At 67.0% G+C, this 16,391-nt stretch carries 20 protein-coding genes and 1 riboswitch; of the genes, 12 read left to right on the top strand and 8 right to left on the bottom strand.

Annotation, left to right across the window (positions count from 1 at the left end; all coding sequences use genetic code 11):
- Positions 1–9: 9 nt before the first annotated feature.
- Positions 10–750, bottom strand: a complete 741-nt coding sequence (locus R4P57_RS06735) for a lysophospholipid acyltransferase family protein (RefSeq protein WP_317802069.1) — start codon at positions 748–750, stop codon at positions 10–12.
- A gap of 86 nt (positions 751–836) precedes the next feature.
- Between R4P57_RS06735 and R4P57_RS06730 the strand changes: the two genes are divergently transcribed.
- Positions 837–1,706, top strand: coding sequence for a hypothetical protein (locus R4P57_RS06730; protein WP_317802068.1), 870 nt, complete (start codon positions 837–839; stop codon positions 1,704–1,706).
- Between the two features lie 7 nt (positions 1,707–1,713).
- On the opposite strand, the gene serS is transcribed toward R4P57_RS06730, so the two are convergent.
- Together serS and R4P57_RS06720 are read right to left on the bottom strand one after the other, a co-directional pair.
- Entirely contained in the window at positions 1,714–2,967 is a 1,254-nt protein-coding gene (gene serS / locus R4P57_RS06725; protein ID WP_317802067.1) for a serine--tRNA ligase, read from the bottom strand.
- An 11-nt stretch (positions 2,968–2,978) separates the two neighbouring features.
- On the bottom strand, positions 2,979–3,371 hold the full coding sequence (locus R4P57_RS06720; RefSeq protein ID WP_317802066.1) for an ankyrin repeat domain-containing protein: 393 nt from the start codon (positions 3,369–3,371) through the stop codon (positions 2,979–2,981).
- Between the two features lie 34 nt (positions 3,372–3,405).
- On the opposite strand from R4P57_RS06720, the gene R4P57_RS06715 reads away from it, so the two are divergent.
- Positions 3,406–4,491, top strand: coding sequence for a septum formation family protein (locus tag R4P57_RS06715; RefSeq protein WP_317802065.1), 1,086 nt, complete (start codon positions 3,406–3,408; stop codon positions 4,489–4,491).
- 13 nt (positions 4,492–4,504) lie between these two features.
- Positions 4,505–4,837, top strand: a complete 333-nt coding sequence (locus tag R4P57_RS06710) for a metallopeptidase family protein (protein ID WP_037186562.1) — start codon at positions 4,505–4,507, stop codon at positions 4,835–4,837.
- A 140-nt stretch (positions 4,838–4,977) separates the two neighbouring features.
- Here R4P57_RS06710 and R4P57_RS06705 read toward each other — a convergent pair whose 3' ends face one another.
- Together R4P57_RS06705 and R4P57_RS06700 are read right to left on the bottom strand one after the other, a co-directional pair.
- Positions 4,978–5,772: a CbtA family protein gene (locus R4P57_RS06705; RefSeq protein WP_317802064.1), complete on the bottom strand. Its 795-nt coding sequence runs from the start codon at positions 5,770–5,772 to the stop codon at positions 4,978–4,980.
- Positions 5,763–5,957: a CbtB domain-containing protein gene (locus tag R4P57_RS06700; protein ID WP_032396459.1), complete on the bottom strand. Its 195-nt coding sequence runs from the start codon at positions 5,955–5,957 to the stop codon at positions 5,763–5,765. The genes R4P57_RS06705 and R4P57_RS06700 overlap by 10 nt, the downstream gene beginning before the upstream one ends.
- Before the next feature lie 69 nt (positions 5,958–6,026).
- A riboswitch (cobalamin riboswitch) is annotated at positions 6,027–6,102 on the bottom strand.
- Between the two features lie 100 nt (positions 6,103–6,202).
- Here R4P57_RS06700 and R4P57_RS06695 point away from each other — a divergent pair.
- From R4P57_RS06695 to R4P57_RS06680, 4 genes are all read left to right on the top strand, one after another.
- The gene (locus R4P57_RS06695) at positions 6,203–6,769 is read left to right on the top strand and encodes a histidine phosphatase family protein (protein WP_317802063.1); all 567 of its coding nucleotides are present in this window, start codon (positions 6,203–6,205) and stop codon (positions 6,767–6,769) included.
- Between the two features lie 88 nt (positions 6,770–6,857).
- Positions 6,858–7,169, top strand: a complete 312-nt coding sequence (locus R4P57_RS06690) for a PE family protein (RefSeq protein ID WP_037186570.1) — start codon at positions 6,858–6,860, stop codon at positions 7,167–7,169.
- An 80-nt stretch (positions 7,170–7,249) separates the two neighbouring features.
- Positions 7,250–8,437 (top strand): PPE domain-containing protein, encoded by a 1,188-nt coding sequence (locus R4P57_RS06685; protein ID WP_317802062.1) that lies wholly within the window; start codon positions 7,250–7,252, stop codon positions 8,435–8,437.
- Entirely contained in the window at positions 8,434–9,258 is an 825-nt protein-coding gene (locus tag R4P57_RS06680) for an ESX secretion-associated protein EspG (RefSeq protein WP_317802061.1), read from the top strand. The genes R4P57_RS06685 and R4P57_RS06680 overlap by 4 nt, the downstream gene beginning before the upstream one ends.
- Here the strand turns inward: R4P57_RS06680 and R4P57_RS06675 are convergent.
- From R4P57_RS06675 to R4P57_RS06665, 3 genes are read right to left on the bottom strand one after another with little or no spacing between them, the layout of a single operon-like run.
- Positions 9,255–9,920 (bottom strand): histidine phosphatase family protein, encoded by a 666-nt coding sequence (locus tag R4P57_RS06675; RefSeq protein ID WP_317802060.1) that lies wholly within the window; start codon positions 9,918–9,920, stop codon positions 9,255–9,257. The genes R4P57_RS06680 and R4P57_RS06675 overlap by 4 nt on opposite strands.
- A complete protein-coding gene (gene pheA / locus R4P57_RS06670) occupies positions 9,917–10,849 on the bottom strand; it encodes a prephenate dehydratase (RefSeq protein ID WP_317802059.1) in 933 nt (310 codons plus the stop codon). The genes R4P57_RS06675 and pheA overlap by 4 nt, the downstream gene beginning before the upstream one ends.
- A 9-nt stretch (positions 10,850–10,858) precedes the next feature.
- The gene (locus tag R4P57_RS06665; protein WP_317802058.1) at positions 10,859–11,581 is read right to left on the bottom strand and encodes a hypothetical protein; all 723 of its coding nucleotides are present in this window, start codon (positions 11,579–11,581) and stop codon (positions 10,859–10,861) included.
- A gap of 196 nt (positions 11,582–11,777) precedes the next feature.
- Between R4P57_RS06665 and R4P57_RS06660 the strand changes: the two genes are divergently transcribed.
- From R4P57_RS06660 to R4P57_RS06640, 5 genes are all read left to right on the top strand, one after another.
- A complete protein-coding gene (locus R4P57_RS06660; RefSeq protein ID WP_317802057.1) occupies positions 11,778–12,548 on the top strand; it encodes a DUF2470 domain-containing protein in 771 nt (256 codons plus the stop codon).
- A gap of 33 nt (positions 12,549–12,581) precedes the next feature.
- Positions 12,582–13,391, top strand: a complete 810-nt coding sequence (locus R4P57_RS06655; protein ID WP_411742311.1) for a CPBP family intramembrane glutamic endopeptidase — start codon at positions 12,582–12,584, stop codon at positions 13,389–13,391.
- A gap of 412 nt (positions 13,392–13,803) precedes the next feature.
- Complete coding sequence (locus R4P57_RS06650) at positions 13,804–15,090, top strand: LCP family protein (RefSeq protein ID WP_317802318.1); 1,287 nt, start codon at positions 13,804–13,806, stop codon at positions 15,088–15,090.
- A 66-nt stretch (positions 15,091–15,156) separates the two neighbouring features.
- Positions 15,157–15,717: a ferritin gene (locus tag R4P57_RS06645; RefSeq protein WP_317802056.1), complete on the top strand. Its 561-nt coding sequence runs from the start codon at positions 15,157–15,159 to the stop codon at positions 15,715–15,717.
- Between the two features lie 112 nt (positions 15,718–15,829).
- The gene (locus tag R4P57_RS06640; RefSeq protein WP_317802055.1) at positions 15,830–16,384 is read left to right on the top strand and encodes a ferritin; all 555 of its coding nucleotides are present in this window, start codon (positions 15,830–15,832) and stop codon (positions 16,382–16,384) included.
- The last annotated feature ends 7 nt before the right edge of the window (positions 16,385–16,391 follow it).

Below are 16,391 nucleotides of genomic sequence, written 5' to 3'. Positions count from 1 at the left end.
CGCGGAGCTCTACTCGGCCCGCTTGGCGGCACGGGCCGCGAGGTCCTGGGCGTCGAGCTTGTCTGCTTCTTCGAGGGTCGGTGCGCTGCCGCCCAATCGTGCCGGAACCCAGTACGCGCCCGGCTCGTGATGGTAGCTCTCCTGCAGTTCCAGCAGCATCTTCTGCATCACCGTCCGCAGTTTCTCGGTCAGCTCGTTCGGCGGACCGACCGGCGCCAACGGCTCACCGACGGCGATCGAGATGGGAGTGTTGGTGCGGCCCAACCGCTTCGGGTATCCCTTGGTCCACACGCGCTGCGCACCCCAGATGACCGTCGGGATGATCGGCACGCCTGCCTCGATGGCCATGCGCGCTGCGCCCGACTTGAATTCCTTGATCTCGAAGCTGCGGCTGATGGTCGCCTCCGGGTACACGCCCACGAGCTCGCCGTTACGCAGGCTCTCCACGGCCGACTTGTACGACTGAGCGCCTGCCCCTCGATCGACGGGGATGTGCCGCAGTGCGCGCATGATCGGGCCGGAGACCTTGTTGTCGAAGACTTCCTTCTTCGCCATGAACCGGATGTAGCGCTTCACCCGCCGCGGCGGTAGCCCGGCGTAGGTGAAGTCCATGTATCCGGTGTGGTTGACGGCGATGACGGCTCCGCCGGTGGCAGGGATGTGTTCCTCGCCCTCGACGTCGAATTTCAGGCCCTCGAACGCGAACACTGCACGAGCGATGCCGATGACTGATCGGTAGACGGGTTCCACAGTCCGTTAGCGTAGTCGGTGGACGATGCCGGAGAAAAGGTCCGGGAGATGACAGGTCCGGTCGAAAGCAACGGGGGAGAAACGAAGTGAAGAACAGTGCGGCACCACCGCGGCTGGCCCGGGTCGTCCGAACCGCGCTGCCGCTGATCGCAACGCTCGCCCTGGTCGGAGCCTGCGATTCCGCAGTCGGACTGCCGTCCGAACAGTCCGGGGCGACCAGCAACACCACCGAGGCAACGATGTCGACGACAACTCCGACCACGGCCTCCGCGACCACCACAACGCCCCCACCGATCCCGCCCGGCCCACCCGTCGGCGAGGTTCTCGGAAACCCCGACGCCGCGATGGCGCTGCGACCGTTCGTCAACGACCTCACCGGAGGAGGAATCGGCGTCGTCACGGCACGGTGCTGGACGGTTCCGCCCACCGAGATTCCGACGATGTACGTCGACGCGGAGGCCATCCTCGCCGCCGTTGCCGCCCCCGGCATCGACGGCCAGTACGCCGTCACCTGGACCGGGCCCACCGCGACGGTCAGCGTGAAGCGCAGTGAGATCGCGTCCGGCTATGCGTGCCCCACCGTCTACCCCACCGGTACCGCCCCCGTGTTCGACGCGGCAGACGCGGTCCACACCGTCGATCGCTACCTGGGACGTCTCGCCGGGATTCCGGTGAACCCCAGCGATGTGGAAGAGACTTACCCGATCGTGTGCGACGGCCGTCAGACCTGGGATGCCCTCGGAACCGACGTTCCCACTGCCCCGCCCCTGGTGGAAAATCCCGACATCCTGCCCGGCATCACCTCGTTCGACCCCGACAGCGTGTTCGTCACCGGGCAGAACGGCATCTACACCCAGGTCAACGCAGACATCATCGACGCATCCGGGGCGTATCAGAACCGCACGTTCGTGCTGGCCATCGGCGGCGAGGGCTACTGCATCGGCGACATCGCCTGAGCCTGTTCTACTTCAGGACGTCGGTCCCGACGAAAGGCACCAGGGCTTCCGGGACGCGGACGGTGCCGTCGGCCTGCTGGTGGTTTTCGAGGATCGCGACGATCCAGCGGGTGGTGGCGAGGGTGCCGTTGAGCGTTGCCGCGGTCTGTGGCTTGCCGTTCTCGTCGCGGTATCGCACGCCGAGGCGTCGGGCCTGGAACGTCGTGCAGTTCGAGGTCGAGGTCAGCTCGCGGTAGGCGTTCTGGGTGGGAACCCATGCCTCGCAGTCGAATTTGCGAGCGGCAGAGGAGCCGAGGTCGCCGCCTGCGGTATCGATGACGCGGTAGGGCAACTCGACGGCTGCGAGCATTTCCTTCTCGAACCCCAGCAGCTTCTGGTGTTCGGCGGCTGCATCCTCGGGCTTGATGTACGAGAACATCTCGATTTTGTCGAACTGGTGCACTCGGATGATGCCGCGGGTGTCCTTGCCGTAGCTGCCCGCTTCGCGGCGGAAGCACGACGACCATCCGGCGTACCGCTTCGGGCCGTCGGCGAGGTCGATGATCTCGCCCGAGTGGTAGCCCGCGAGGGCGACTTCAGAGGTTCCGACCAGGTAGAGGTCGTCGGCTTCGAGGCGATAGATCTCGTCTGCGTGTGCGCCGAGGAATCCGGTTCCCGACATGATCTCCGGCCGCACCAGCACCGGCGGGATCACCATGGTGAACCCGTTCTTGACGGCTTTCTGCGCGGCGAGCTGGAGCAATCCCTGCTGGAGCAACGCGCCGTAGCCGGTCATGAAGTAGAAGCGCGAGCCCGAGACCTTGGCTCCGCGTTCCATGTCGATCAGGTTCAGCGACTCACCGAGCTCGAGGTGATCCTTCGGCTCGAAATCGAACTCCGGGATCTGCCCGACGGTCTCGAGCAGAACAAAATCGTCCTCGCCGCCTGCGGGCGTGCCGTCCTGGACGATGTTGGAGATCGCACGGTGGGCCGTGTCGAGGGCTGCGTCGGCCTCGGCTTCGGCTGCCTGAGCGGCCTTCACCCTGGCAGCCAGCTCCGATGCCCCGGCGAGCAGACCTGGACGGTCCTCGGCGGAGGCCTTACCGACCTGCTTTCCCAGTGCCTTCTGCTCTGCACGCAGCTGATCGCCGGCCAGAACCGCGGCCCGGCGAGATGCGTCGGCATCCAGAAGTGCGTCGACGAGTGCGGGGTCCTCGCCTCGGGTGCGCTGCGAGGCGCGCACTGCGTCGGGATTCTCGCGAAGGAATTTCAGGTCGATCACGAGAACGAACCTTACTTGCCGAGCAACCCCAGGTAGTCCTCGCGTCCGAACATCGTGGCGGCATCGATCGCCGACGGGTGGCCGCCGTGCGGATCGGCTCCACCGTCGACGAGCGCGCGCACCACGTCGTCCTCACCTTTGAAGACCGCGCCCGCGAGTGGGGTCTGCCCTTTGTCGTTGGGCTTGTCCACATCGGCACCGCGCTCGACCAGCACACGCACCGCGTCGGCATGTCCGTGGTAGGCGGCGAGCATGACAAGCGTGTCGCCTGATTCGTTGTGCAGATTCACCGGAACACCCGCGTCGACGTAACTCGCCAGAGCGACCGCGTCACCGGCGCGGGCCATCGCGAAGAGTCGGCCGGCGAGTTCGCTGAGGTCGTCGTCACCCGTTGGGTCGCTCATGAGGACCGAACATACTCGGGCATGATGGTGGGCGATGTCCGGATACGAAACAGACTCCCCGACGAGCGAGAAGTCTCGGCGAACACTGTCTGCAACCACAGCTCGACGTGGGCTCGCCATGGTTGCGGTCGGTGCGGTGCTGGCCGCGGGAGCGACGGTTTTCCTGTCCGACGGGTTCTCGGCACCCGAGAAGATCACTACCAATGCAACGGCCAGTGGGCCTGCGACCGATGGGCCCGTCTCGGCGTCCTCCTTCGGCGCTGCCGCTCCGGGAACATGCCTGCAGTGGACGCCAACCGACGATCCGGAGACCGATCGACAGGACCTTTCCGAGGTCTCGTGCGCCGATCCCCATCGCTTCGAGGTGGCTCGCGACATCGACATGAGCGTCTACCCCGGCGTCGAGTTCGGCCCGGGCTCGCCGTATCCCGGCTCCATCCGGTTCGGTGAGTTGCGCGACGAACACTGCGCGGCCGCCGTCGACGACTACGTCGGTGCCAAGTTCGATCCCAACGGACGCTTCGGCGTCGGGCTGATGTTCCCCAGCCAGGCCGGGTGGGCCAAGGGTGAGCGGACGCTGCGCTGCGGTGTGCAGATGCCGTCGAACAGCGGTGCACTGATGGAGATGACCGGCTCGATTCTCGACCAGGACCAGTCGAAGGTCTGGCCGACCGGCACGTGCGTCGGCATCAACCAGAACGTGCCGGCCGATCCGGTGGACTGCTCGGCACCACACGCGTACGAGGTGGCGTCGGTGATCAACCTGACGCAACAGTTCCCCGGCGGACACCCGCCCGAGGGCGACCAGGACGCGTACCTGGAAGGCACGTGCACCGACGCCGTCAACGGCTACCTCGGCTCGGACACCGCACTGCGAGACAAGACGCTCACCCTGTTCTGGGACACCATCGACGTCGCGAGCTGGCTCGCCGGAAGTCGCCAGGTGACGTGCTCGGTGGGTAAGGAACTCGATTCCGGCGGCTTCGCGACCATCGTCGGTACCGCCAAGGGCGACATCCTCATCAACGGTGCAGCTCCCGTCCCGCCGCCCTCCGCACCCGACGGCCGCGCATTGCCGACACCGCTGCCCGGCGCCGCCCCGATCACCACCGGAGGGTGACATTCCCACCCACATGACGCGCGTCGACTTCGAAGAAGCCGTGTCCGACGCCCTCGACACCCTGCCGCGTGAGCTCACCGACTTCATGGACAACGTGGTCGTTCTCGTCGACGAGGAACACCCCACCGAGGACATCCTCGGGCTGTACGAGGGCATCGCACTGACCGAACGCTACGAGTACAGCGGGCACCTACCGGACGTCATCACCATCTACCGCAAACCGATCCTCGAGATGGTCGACGACGAAAACGAGGCTCGACGGGAAATCGCAATCACCGTCGCCCACGAAATCGGACATCACTTCGGCATCGACGACGAACGACTGCATCAACTCGGATTCGGCTGACGGCACTCACCCCCGCCCGCACTCACCCCGAACCGCCGCGCTCGCGAACGCACCCCCAGCTGGGATGAATGTGAGATCCAGTCACTCAGATGGCCTGAATGGCGCATTCATCCCAACATGGGGGGCGACGCGGAACCGGGCTACGCCGCAACTGCCTCTCGGCGAACAGGGCGCACCGCGCGGTCGGTGAGAAATGCGAATCCCAATCCCAGTGTCAGCCACAGCGTCGCCTGGGTGGCCAGTGACGACAGGCGGAATTCCCAGAGCAGGGTTGCCGGGAAGTCCGCGCCCACCTCGTTCACGGTGGGCAGCAGTGCGTAACCGATGCCGACCACAACCAGGAACGCCAGCAACGGCGCGCCGACGCGAATCGCCACCGAGGTGTGCGATGCCACCGCCTTCGCCGCGTAGACGGCCACTGCGACAGCCAGCAGACCCAGAATCACCGACGCCAACCACAGCCATGTGCGCTGGGTGATGGTCTCCGGATCTCCGACGGCCGGTGGGTTCGCCGGGTACTTGAAGAACGGCACCGCTTCGATGGCCAACCATCCGGCACCGGCACCGACGAGGGCGAGTATCGAGCCCGGTAGGGAGCTGAGGCGTCGCCCGTAGTGCAGTCCCGAGGCGAAGATCGCGCCGAGTGCCAGGCCGGCGAGTCCGGTGGCGAGGAACAGTCCGACGCGTTGTCCGTCCCGGCTGACCAGCGCCTCTTCGTCGCCGTGGGAGTGCGCGGCAGGGGCTGCGTCGGCGTGATGGGCATCGGCACCGGCTGCTTCTTCGATGGCGATGGCCGAGTCGATGTGCGGCTCACCGACGACGTAGGCGACTGCTCCGGCGAGCAACCCTGCGACGAGTCCGGCGAGCAGACCTCGCACCAATAGTTGGACGAATGTGCCCTGCAGAGTCGGGCCGTGGGTATCGGTCAGTGGCATGGCAGACCCAGCAGGTGGCGGCCGTCGTGCATCAACTCGTGCATGTACATGCCACTGCGGGAGATCGCGCCCTGATCGAAACCGACGAGGTAGAGCACGACGAAGGCGAGCAGGATCGTTGCGGCGACGATGACGGCGAGCGCAGCCGACTCCGTCGTATTACTGGGTGCGTGAATGATTGCCATGGTGTCCTCCTGGGATTGTGCGTCCCGTAGTCCCCGCTCGAAAGCGCGGACGGCCATGCGATGAACGAGTTTTCTGACTCTCGAATTCGGGCATTTCGCCGACGTCGATCACAGTGGCGCAACCGCTCCGGATTTTCACCGGATTACCTGCGTACATCGCGTATTACCAGCGAACTGTGGCATCGCTCTGGACGCTGTGTCAATCGCTGTCATGGGCGACTGCGGCTCGATGCCAGAATGGCCGGGTGACTGCGCCCGTGACCCGACTGACGTTGGTCGCTCACGCGCGAACCGACGCGATGCGCACCGGCCGCTTTCCCGGCGACGAACCACTCGACGACGCGGGGCTGCGCGACCTCGCCGCGGTCACCGACTTTCCCCGCGTCGACCGCGTCCTGTCCGGCCCGGAAATCCGCTCGATCTCCACTGCCCGCATCTTCGGCCCGGACATCTCGATCGAACCCGCGTTGGCCGACATCGACTACGGCCGGTGGTCCGGCCTCGAGATGACCGATCTGCCCGACGCCGACGCGATGGGCTGGCTCGGCGATCCGGCGTTCGTTCCACCGGGTGGCGAATCCCTCGACGCGTTGTTCTCTCGTGTCGGGACGTGGCTGAGCGCTGTCGGATCGACGCCCGGCCGCACGCTGGCGGTGACCTCTCCTGCCGTCGTTCGAGCCGTGGTGGTGCTGGTGTTGGCGGCCCCGGTGTCCTCGTTCTGGCGCATCGACGTCTCCCCGCTCACGCGCACATCCGTCAACCGTCGAGGCGGCGCGTGGACTGTCGGCTCGGTGGCCCAGAAGTTCATCTGAGTTTTTCTCGCGTCGAGGGAACCAAACCGAACACGGCGGCGTCCTACCTACCGACAGCGCAAAGTTCTTCGATCAAGGAGCGTGGCTCATGACCGTCATCAAGGTGGATCCGGTGGCACTGCAGCTCGCTGCCTCCGAACTCGATGCGGTCGCCGCTCGCTTGCAGGCAGCTGTCACTGCGACGGCAATCCCCGTACGGCCACTGCCGCCCGGCACCGACGAGGTGTCGCTGCTGACCGAACGATTCTTCGGCACCGCGGCCGAGACCTTCGGACCCGCTGCAGCGCAGGGCATTTCGGAGCTGCACCGGGCGGCCGAGGAACTGCGGAAACAGGCCGCGGACTACGTCGCCACCGACGACGACACGGCTGGGGGCCTGCCCGGCCTACCCGGCATCTGACGCACCGAAGTCGACCGCAACAGAAAATTCGACACGACGCTCGAAATGACACAACGCTCGAACATCATGGGGGTACGAGGATGACGCTCGGAGTGACAGGTGTGGTGTGGCTGCCACGCACGGCGACGGGAAACTCGACGCGATTGCTCGGGCCCGGACCGGTGCCGTTGCACGTCGCCGGTGGGGCGTGGGGTTCGGTCGCCGCGGCGTTCACCGAGGCATCGGCGAGTATCGCCGCCGTCACCGCGGCTCTGACCGCAGGCTGGGAAGGCGAGTCGGCGCTGCTCGCTCAGGCTGCGCTCGGCCGTTTCGCAACCTGGACCGCCGCCACGGCAGTCAAAGCGGCAGCGCTCTCGGTCGAGGCCCCGGCCGCAGGAACCTCGTACGGTGTCGCGTTGGCGACCATGCCCTCGCTCGTCGAAATCGGAGCCGTGCAGGCCGCCAAGGTCACCGCAGCCTCGACGGGTGGCGTGATGAACGGCAGCTACGAGGCAGCCGAGGTGGCCGACCGACTGCTCGACATCCGCGCCGCGATGGTGATGGAGGGCTTCGAGCTGGTCTCCTCGCACCGCATCGTCAAGACCACTTTCGATCAGCCGCCGGCCATCGTCTCCGATTCCGGGAGCGGCCTCGGCAAATTCGCGAACGGCGCGCTGATGACCTCTCCGGTTCAGGCCGCGATCGGCGGCTTGATGGCCGCAACCCAGAACCCCGGTGTGGCCGCGGCGGCAGGTCAGATCGGTAGTGCTGTCACCTCCATCGCCAGTACCGGCGTCTCGACCGTCGCCACCGCCGCGTCCAACATCGGGTCGAGTGCACTGTCCGGCGGATCGGGAGCAAGCGGCGGTCACGGTGTCGTATCCGGTGGTTCGGCATCTCCTGCCGTCGGCCCGGCGTCCACGCGTCCGGTGTCGTTCGGCGGCGGGGCAGGTGGCGCAGGAGGGCTCGGCGGTGGCGTCGGAATGCCCGGTTCCGCGTTGGGTCCCGCAGGTGGCTCGATGCCGTCTGCAAGCCAGAGCGGTCCGACCGCGTTCGGCGCACCCGCATCGGCCGATGGCGGCCTCGCTCAGCGCGGAACGGGCGCGGCCGGCGCTCCGGCCTCCGGTACGCGCGGGCAGGCCGAGGACGACGAACACGAGACCCCGGACTACCTCAAGCAGTTCGAGCACTTCGCGGACGGCCGCACCGTCGCGCCGTCCGTCATCGGCGCGGATACGACCCTGCCCCACACCACCACACTGCCGGACACCAGCGGGAACGGCCGTTGATCGACTTGGGAACCGTGCCGGTGGGCCACACATTGCCGATCGCCTCACTCGGTGTGGACGAGATGGACTTCCTCGCCGACGAACTGTCGATCGCCGAACTACCCGTCGTCCTGGACGTGTTCCCGCGCTTCGACGACGTAGCTGCGCGGGATTCCGCGCTGGAACGTGGCCGCGGCGCACTCGACTCGGCCGGACTCTTGACCGGCGGCCGCGTCCACGAGGATCTTCGGCAGTGGCTGCGGGTCCTCGAACAACCTCACTGGTACGTCTCGGCCCGCGTGTTCGACGTCGAGAGCGCCGAGCCCGTTCCGAGCACTCGGATCTGCGTTGCATCCGACGATCGGCTGACGGTGTCGGCGGTGCGGCGGGCCGACGTGGTCGCCATCCGCGCTGTCTACGGTGATCCGGCCCGAGACCTCGCGTTGTCGATCGGCTCGGTTGCGTCGTTCGACCCGGGCAGCATCAACGCGCCAACCGATCTGCTTGCCGAAGCACTCGATGCGGCACCGACCGACGTCGGAGCAACCGCGTCTCGGTTACGCGGAATCGGCATAGCGGACGACCGCGCCGCGGCCCTGGCGTCGGCGATGGCCACCTACGCCGGCAGAACCGAGATCACGGCCGTCGCCCGCAGGCACGGCACCCGCCACGTGGCGGGCAGACCCGTCGCCCTGTTCGACACCCGCGCCGGACGCATCGTCGCCACCTCGACCCTCGCCGCCGACGGCACGTCGTGGAGCTCACTGACCGGCGCAACGGATCGAAGAGTGACTACTGCCCTGACCGAGCTGATCGCATCGGCCGGTGAGCATCTTCGCTAGCTGATCGGGTTGTCCGCCTTGTCGCTGCCCTTGCCCACGAACGGCGGCAGGAACGTGCCCCACCTGGCGCAGGACCATCCTCCGTCGGGCAGCGGCAGCAGCTCGACGGTGTGGGTGTTGTCGAGATGGTTGTCGGCCGCGAACGTGCCCTCGACGCCTGCCAGTACCGCAGCGACCAGTCGGATTGCGGCACCGTGGCTGACGACTACGACGTCGCCTGCGGTGTCGTCACTCAGGTACTGCGCACGGAGAGTGTCGAGCACCGGGACGTACCGCTCCAACACCGAATGTCCGCTGTCGCCTCCCGGCACGGTCGCCGCCAGATCACCGGCGTGCCAGCGACTGAAGATCTCGGTGAACTCGCGGTGCGCATCCGGATCGTCGCGGTCCTCCAGATCTCCCGCGAAGGTCTCCTGGATTCCGTCGGTCACCACGAGGGGAACCCCGGTTGCCCGCTCGATGTAACCGGCAGTCTGCTTGGCGCGCAACGCAACCGAGGACACCAGTACCGCGGGTGGGCGTCCGATCCAGGTCTGCGCATAGGCGTCGGCCTGCTGGTGCCCCAGCTCGGTGAGCTCGGCTCCCGGCGGTGAGGTGTCCAGTATCTTCGCGACGTTGGCTGTCGTCTGACCGTGCCGGACCAGAATCAGTTTGCCCATCACAGATCACCGCGTCCGGCACGAATGTCGGCGACCCACTGCACGTGTTCGTCGATAGGCGGCGGTACCGAACCGCCCGTTCCCGTTGCAGTGGGCCAGGATCCGAGGAATCGTAGGGGCATCTTGCGGTGGAATGCAGCCAACATCTCCGCGACGAGCGGGTCGTCGACGTGCCCGGCGCAGTCGATGAAGAACCTGTACGTTCCGAATCGTGAACGGGTGGGCCGTGATTCGATGAAGGTCAGGTCGATGTTGCGAATTCCGAACTCGGCCAACGCTGCCGGCAGCGTGCCCGGATCGTTCGGCGGCTCGAGTACCACCGAGGTGCGGTCGGCACCGGTGCGCGCAGGCACCGATTGCGGCGCGGTCACCAGCACGAAGCGAGTCCGCGCGCCCTCCACGTCGATGATCCCGTCGGCCAACTGTGGCAACTTCAGGCGCTCACCGGCGAGCCGCGTCGACACCGCAGCATCGACCATTCCGGCCGCAACATCTTCTGCTGCACCGGCATTGGACGACGCAGACTGCACCACGGCGTCGGGCATGGCGGCCTGCAGCCACTGGCGCACCTGGTTGAGAGCGATCGGATAGGCGCTGACCGTGCGGGCCGAATCGAGCGTGACACCGGGACCGCCGAGAATGGTGAAGGCCACCTCGATCTCGGTCTCGGCGACGATCTGCAACCGGCGGCCCTCAGACAACGCGTCGAGCGTCGGTGGAACCGCTCCCTCGATGGAGCTTTCGATGGGGACCACGGCCGCGTCGGCCACACCCGATCGCACGGCCTCGAGCGCTGCCGGCGGGTTCGAGGCCGATACCCGCTCGACCGCGCCCTCCAGACCGACTGCGCCGAAGGTTCCGAGCCTTTCGAACTGCGCAAGCGCCATCTCCGTGAACGTTCCCGATGGGCCGAAGTAAGCGATGCGAGGCACGCCTCGAGGTTACGTTGTCGACGTCCACGAAGCGATCAAACCGACGTCGACGAGCCGGGCTCGGGCGCGGGCAGCGTCGACGATCTCGATTCCGAGCAGCACCTCGCGCACCGCCTCGGCGGCCTCGGGGATGAGGGCCCGCAGTGCGGCGACGTTCGGAGCAGCAAGGGCCGCGGCGATGTCGTCTCCGCGGAGCGACGCCACCGTCGCAGCAAGGATCGCGAGCACCTCGTCGCCGGAGTCGGCGCGGGCGACGAGACCCACATCGGCGTGCGAGACCACGGCGAGCACGTCGGCGATGCGCCGCGGGGTGTCGCCGACGCTGATGCCCGGTGTCCGGTGGGCAAGGACGACGGCCTCCGCGGTCTCGGCCACGTCGATCGCGTCGAACATCGGGAAGACGACCAGCGGCGAGGGCAACCGCAGCGTGAGCGCATCGGCGAGGTGCTCGACTGGGGCGTCGACGTCGAACCGGACGGCCTCGTAGCCGCCGGTCCGACCTGCTCGGAGCTCGTCGGGATCGATGTCGAGATGCACCACGATGCGCCCGAGATCGTCCGATCCGGACAGTGCGAGCAGGGTCGATGCCCGGACGACGGGCGGTCCGTACTCGGCTCCACGCGGGGCTGCGGCCAGCGAATGGGCGTCGGCACATATCGGCTGCAGCAGTCCGTGGACGAGTGCGTTCGGGTCGGGTCGGTGTGGCACACCGAGGGTCAGCGGAATCGGCACGCCTTCACGGTAGACCCGGGTCTGGGTCGTTCCGCGGGCTCCACTCCCGGATCTGGGTCGTTCCGCGGGCTCCACTCCTGTGGTCTGGGTCGTTCCGCGGGCTCCACTCCCGGGCACGGCCTTGCGATCCTCGCCACACCACGCTAACTTAGGTTTGCCTCACCTACTCGCCTGACCGATCGCATCGGAGGAGCCCATGCTCGGCGCAACCACCACCACCGGACCGACCACTGCCGAACGCGTGCGCAGTGCCTGCATGCGCGCCGAGGGCGCAGCCCTGGCCATCGACGGCAGCGACCCGGTGATCACGTCCCTGCACCACCTGCGACCCAACGGGGAAATGATCCTCGCCGTCCCCACCGACTCCCTCGACAGCGCGGTCACCTGGCAGTCCTCCCGTGCCGGAACGCCCGCCGTGCTCGAACTCACCGATCACGCGCCGCTCGCCCTGCGTGAACCGGTGCGATCGTTGGTGTGGCTTCGCGGCGATCTACGCCCGGTCCCGGAATCGCTGATGCGACCCATGGCCGGAGCAGTGGCCGCCGAACATCCGCATCCCGCCCTCCTCGACGTCGGCCACACCACCTCGCTGATGCGGCTGATCGTCACCTCCGCCGTGGTCGCCGACAGCACCGGAGCCGAGCCGGTCGACGTCGACACGCTGCTGGCAGCCGAACCCGATCCCTTCTGGGAGATGGAGACCAGCTGGCTCGAGCACCTCGACTCCGACCACCCGGACCTGCTCACCCAATTGGCCCGTCGCCTCCCGCCGTCGCTGCGGCAGGGTCGAATCCGGCCGCTCGGCATCGATCGCTACGGCATTCGGCTGCGCATCGAAGGCGAATGCGGTGACAACGACGTCCGGCTGGGATTCGCCGAGCCCGCCCGGGACGTCCTCTCGCTCGGTCGCGCGCTGCGCGTTCTCGCCGGGTGCCCGTTTCTGAACGGGCTACGCGCCCGCGGCTGACCGACGTTTCGAGAAACAGGGCAGACTCGTGCGGTGATCGACTTCAAGAGCTGGTTGACGCCACCACCGCCCGCGAGTACGGCTCCCCCGCCCGATGCCCGCGAACGCACCACCATCAAGGTCGAGATCGCGATCGTCCTGCTGGTGACGTTCGGCCTGAGCGGTATGAGCAGCATCCTCTCGCTCATCGAGGACGCGCTGCAGACCGCTTCCCTGTCCGATCAGACCGTGGCGCTGAACTCGTCGCGGTCGAGTTTCAGCCTCATCGATCTGCTGTTCCAGCTGCTGAGCATTCTGCGTCTGTGCGCCTGGGGCGCACTGGGGTTGTACCTGCTGTGGCGTGCCGATCTGGCACCCCGAGCGATCGGGCTGGCCCGGCCGCGGCTGAAGATCGACCTCGGTCACGGCGTCGGACTGGCCGCCCTGATCGGTGTGCCCGGCCTGGCGCTGTATCTCGTGGGCAATGCCCTCGGGTTCAATCTGAACGTCGTACCCAGCGCCCTCGACGACCACTGGTGGCGCGTCCCGGCACTGATTCTGTACGCACTGGCCAACTCCGGTGCCGAGGAGATCACCGTCGTGGCGTACCTGATCTCTCGCCTGCGCAGGCTCGGTCTGAGCGAGAACGCGTCCCTGCTGTGTTCGTCACTGCTGCGCGGCAGCTATCACTTCTATCAAGGCGTGGGCGGTGGTGTCGGAAACTTCCTCATGGGTCTGGTGTTCGGCCGCTACTGGCAGCGCACCGGCAGACTGTGGCCACTGCTGATCGCGCACGCTCTGATCGACATCGTCGCCTTCGTCGGCTACGCCCTCCTGCGCGAACATCTGTCGTGGCTCCCGTGAATCCGGCGTCGAGGAACCCGGTTGTTCGCGCGGCGGTAGGTACAGTCGATCCGTGAACGACGACGATCGCTACGGACGGCACGGCGCGCCAGACCGGCGAACGCCGCCTCCCGGTCGAACGCCGCCGGACCGCACCCCGCCGGACCGCACCCCACCGAACCGCACGCCGCCACCGGACCGATCGATGCCCAGTAGGCACGGTCGTCCCGATCCCGCGCCCCGGCCAGGTCCAGCGCCCCAACCCGGTCGCGCCGGAGGTCCACCCCCGCAGCAGCCACCGGGTCCACCACGACCCCGTCAGCAGCCGCTCGGCCAACAGCCGCCCCAGCCACGGCCCAATCGCCCGCCGCCCGGCCAACAGCCGCCCCCACGCGGGTACCGTCCGGGCCCGCCACCGGAGGGCACCGAGTTCATCCGACGCGACGGCCGCCCCACTCCCAGGCCGGAAGGGCCACCTCGGCCGGCACCACTCCCACGCCACAGCCCTCAGCAGGCGTGGTCGCAGGCACCCGAACCTCGATCGGCACAGTCACCTCCGGCACAGTCGGATTCGCCGAATTCGACGCGTCAGTACTCACGTTCCCAGGACGATCCACCGGGTCGCACCGGGTATGCGCCGCGTCAGCAGCCGGAGCCGTTCACCGAGGAGCGCAGGCAACCGGCAGCACCAGCACAGCGGGCTCTGCGCCGTCCCGAACCTGTTCGGCCGCAACGCGATTCACGTCCACCGAAGGTGGCGAAGCCGCGCAAGCGCAGACGCTGGGGTCGACGCTTCCTGATCGTGTTGCTGGTTCTCGTGCTGGGAATCGGCGGCGTCGTCTACTACGCCGACAGCTCGTTGACGCGCGTGGATGCCCTCACCTCGTATCCCGGACGCATCGGCGACACACCCGGCACCAACTGGCTTCTCGTCGGGTCGGATTCGCGAGCCGGCCTGACGCCGGAGCAGGAAGCCTCGCTCGCGACCGGCGGCGAGGTGGGCCCGAGCCGCACCGACACGATCATCCTGATCCACATCCCCGAGGGCAGCGGCGCGCCCACGATGGTGAGCCTGCCGCGCGATTCGTACGTATCGATTCCGGGCAACGGCCAGGACAAGCTCAACGCGGCCTTCGCATTCGGCGGGCCGCCGCTGCTGGTACAGACGGTCGAGGGTGCAACCGGTGTGCACATCGATCATTACGCAGAGATCGGATTCGGCGGCTTCGCCGGGATCGTCGATGCGGTCGGTGGAGTCAACGTGTGCGTGCAGAATGCGATCGACGATCCGTTGGCGGGCATCAACATTGCCGCCGGCTGCCAGGATCTCACCGGAGCCGAGGCGCTGGGATTTGTGCGGTCCCGCGCGACGGCGTTGGCCGATATCGACCGGATGAACAATCAGCGCGCGTTCATGTCTGCCCTCCTGGAAAAGGCAACCAGCGCTTCGACTTTCCTCAACCCACTGCGGTTGTGGCCGCTGGTGTCCGACACCGCGTCGTCGTTGAGCGTCGACGAGGGAGATCACATCTGGAACCTCGCCGCGTTGGCCTGGGCGATGCGCAGCGGTCCGGTGACCACGACGGTGCCCGTCGGCGGATTCCAGGACTCCGACGTCGGAAACGTGCTGCTGTGGGACGACACTCGCGCTCCGGCATTCTTCGACGCCATCGCGCAGGATCGCGAGATCCCCCCGGAACTGTTGACCGGTGGCCCCTGAGCGCAGGTTGCATCGGTAGGCGGGAGTGGAGCCTGCGGAACGACCCTGGGTTGTAGGTTGTGGACCATGACATTGCCGTCTGCCCAGCCCGCCGCCACCCCCGGTACGTCGTTCCACGATCTTGTGCGCGCCCAGGTGCGGCACGAGTTCACCGCTTCGCAGCAGTACGTCGCCATCGCGGTGTGGTTCGACCGCAACGATCTTCCACAGCTGGCCACACGTTTCTACGCTCAGGCCGCCGAAGAACGTCGGCACGCCATGATGATGATCCGTTTCCTCATCGACAATCGGCTCGAGGTCGACGCGTCGGGCATCGACGACGTGGTGACGGCATTCCAGTCGGTCGTCGAACCGGTGGAACTGGCGCTGACTCAGGAGTCGACGGTGACCGAGCAGATCACCGCGCTGGCGCGCGCTGCCCGGGCCGAGGGCGACTACATCGGCGAGCAGTTCACCCACTGGTTCCTCACCGAGCAGGTCGAGGAGGTGGCGGCGATGCAGAGTCTGCTCAACGTCGTTCGCCGGGCCGGATCCAACCTGTTCGACATCGAGCAGTACGTCGCTCGCGAGATCGGCTCCACGGTGATCCGCGCCACCAATGCCCCGAAAGAAGCCGGAAGAGCGTAGGTTGCGCCCTGCTCAGGGCAGACATTTAGGATCGACTGTATTAGGCCACGTTCGCCTCAATAAGGATCGACTTGGATGACAATGCCCTCTGACCAGGCATATCGTCCTGTGCATGAGCGCAGACATCAAGGAAACCAGCCACACCAAGTTCCACGCACTTCTCCGCGACCAGATTCGCAACGAGTTCAACGCCTCGCAGCAGTACATCGCCACCGCGGTCTACTTCGCGAATGTCGATCTGCCGCAGCTGGCGAAGCACTTCTACGCGCAGTCGGTCGAAGAGCGCAACCACGCGATGATGATCGTCCAGTACTTCCTCGATCGTGACATCACGGTCGAGCTGACCGGCGTCGACGCATCGAAGTCCGTGTTCACCGATCCGCGCGAGGCCATCGCTCTGGCTCTGGCGCAGGAGGAGACCGTCACCGAGCAGATCATCGCTCTGGCGAGCACCGCACGCGAAGAGGGCGACTACCTCGGCGAGCAGTTCATGCAGTGGTTCCTCAAGGAGCAGGTCGAGGAAGTTGCCAGCATGAAGACGCTGCTCAACATCGCCGATCGCGCGGGCCACAACCTGTTCGATCTCGAGCAGTTCGTTGCCCGTGAGATGAACACCAGCGTGACCGCCGACTCGGGCGCACCCACCGTTGCCGGCGGATCGATCTGATTCGCAC

It is taken from the genome of Rhodococcus sp. IEGM 1330, assembly GCF_033142445.1.
GTDB lineage: Bacteria > Actinomycetota > Actinomycetes > Mycobacteriales > Mycobacteriaceae > Rhodococcoides.
The sequence above is the reverse complement of the archived record's forward strand: the minus strand, read 5'-3'. Positions and strand labels throughout refer to the sequence as shown.

Excerpts from the sequence above, each read along its gene's own strand:
- R4P57_RS06705 (WP_317802064.1), bottom strand. The coding sequence starts at position 5,772 with ATGCCACTGACCGATACCCACGGCCCGACTCTGCAGGGCACATTCGTC.
- R4P57_RS06710 (WP_037186562.1), top strand. The coding sequence starts at position 4,505 with ATGACGCGCGTCGACTTCGAAGAAGCCGTGTCCGACGCCCTCGACACC.
- R4P57_RS06690 (WP_037186570.1), top strand. The coding sequence starts at position 6,858 with ATGACCGTCATCAAGGTGGATCCGGTGGCACTGCAGCTCGCTGCCTCC.
- R4P57_RS06645 (WP_317802056.1), top strand. The coding sequence starts at position 15,157 with ATGACATTGCCGTCTGCCCAGCCCGCCGCCACCCCCGGTACGTCGTTC.
- R4P57_RS06685 (WP_317802062.1), top strand. The coding sequence starts at position 7,250 with ATGACGCTCGGAGTGACAGGTGTGGTGTGGCTGCCACGCACGGCGACG.
- R4P57_RS06720 (WP_317802066.1), bottom strand. The coding sequence starts at position 3,371 with ATGAGCGACCCAACGGGTGACGACGACCTCAGCGAACTCGCCGGCCGA.
- R4P57_RS06640 (WP_317802055.1), top strand. The coding sequence starts at position 15,830 with ATGAGCGCAGACATCAAGGAAACCAGCCACACCAAGTTCCACGCACTT.
- R4P57_RS06660 (WP_317802057.1), top strand. The coding sequence starts at position 11,778 with ATGCTCGGCGCAACCACCACCACCGGACCGACCACTGCCGAACGCGTG.
- R4P57_RS06700 (WP_032396459.1), bottom strand. The coding sequence starts at position 5,957 with ATGGCAATCATTCACGCACCCAGTAATACGACGGAGTCGGCTGCGCTC.
- R4P57_RS06715 (WP_317802065.1), top strand. The coding sequence starts at position 3,406 with ATGTCCGGATACGAAACAGACTCCCCGACGAGCGAGAAGTCTCGGCGA.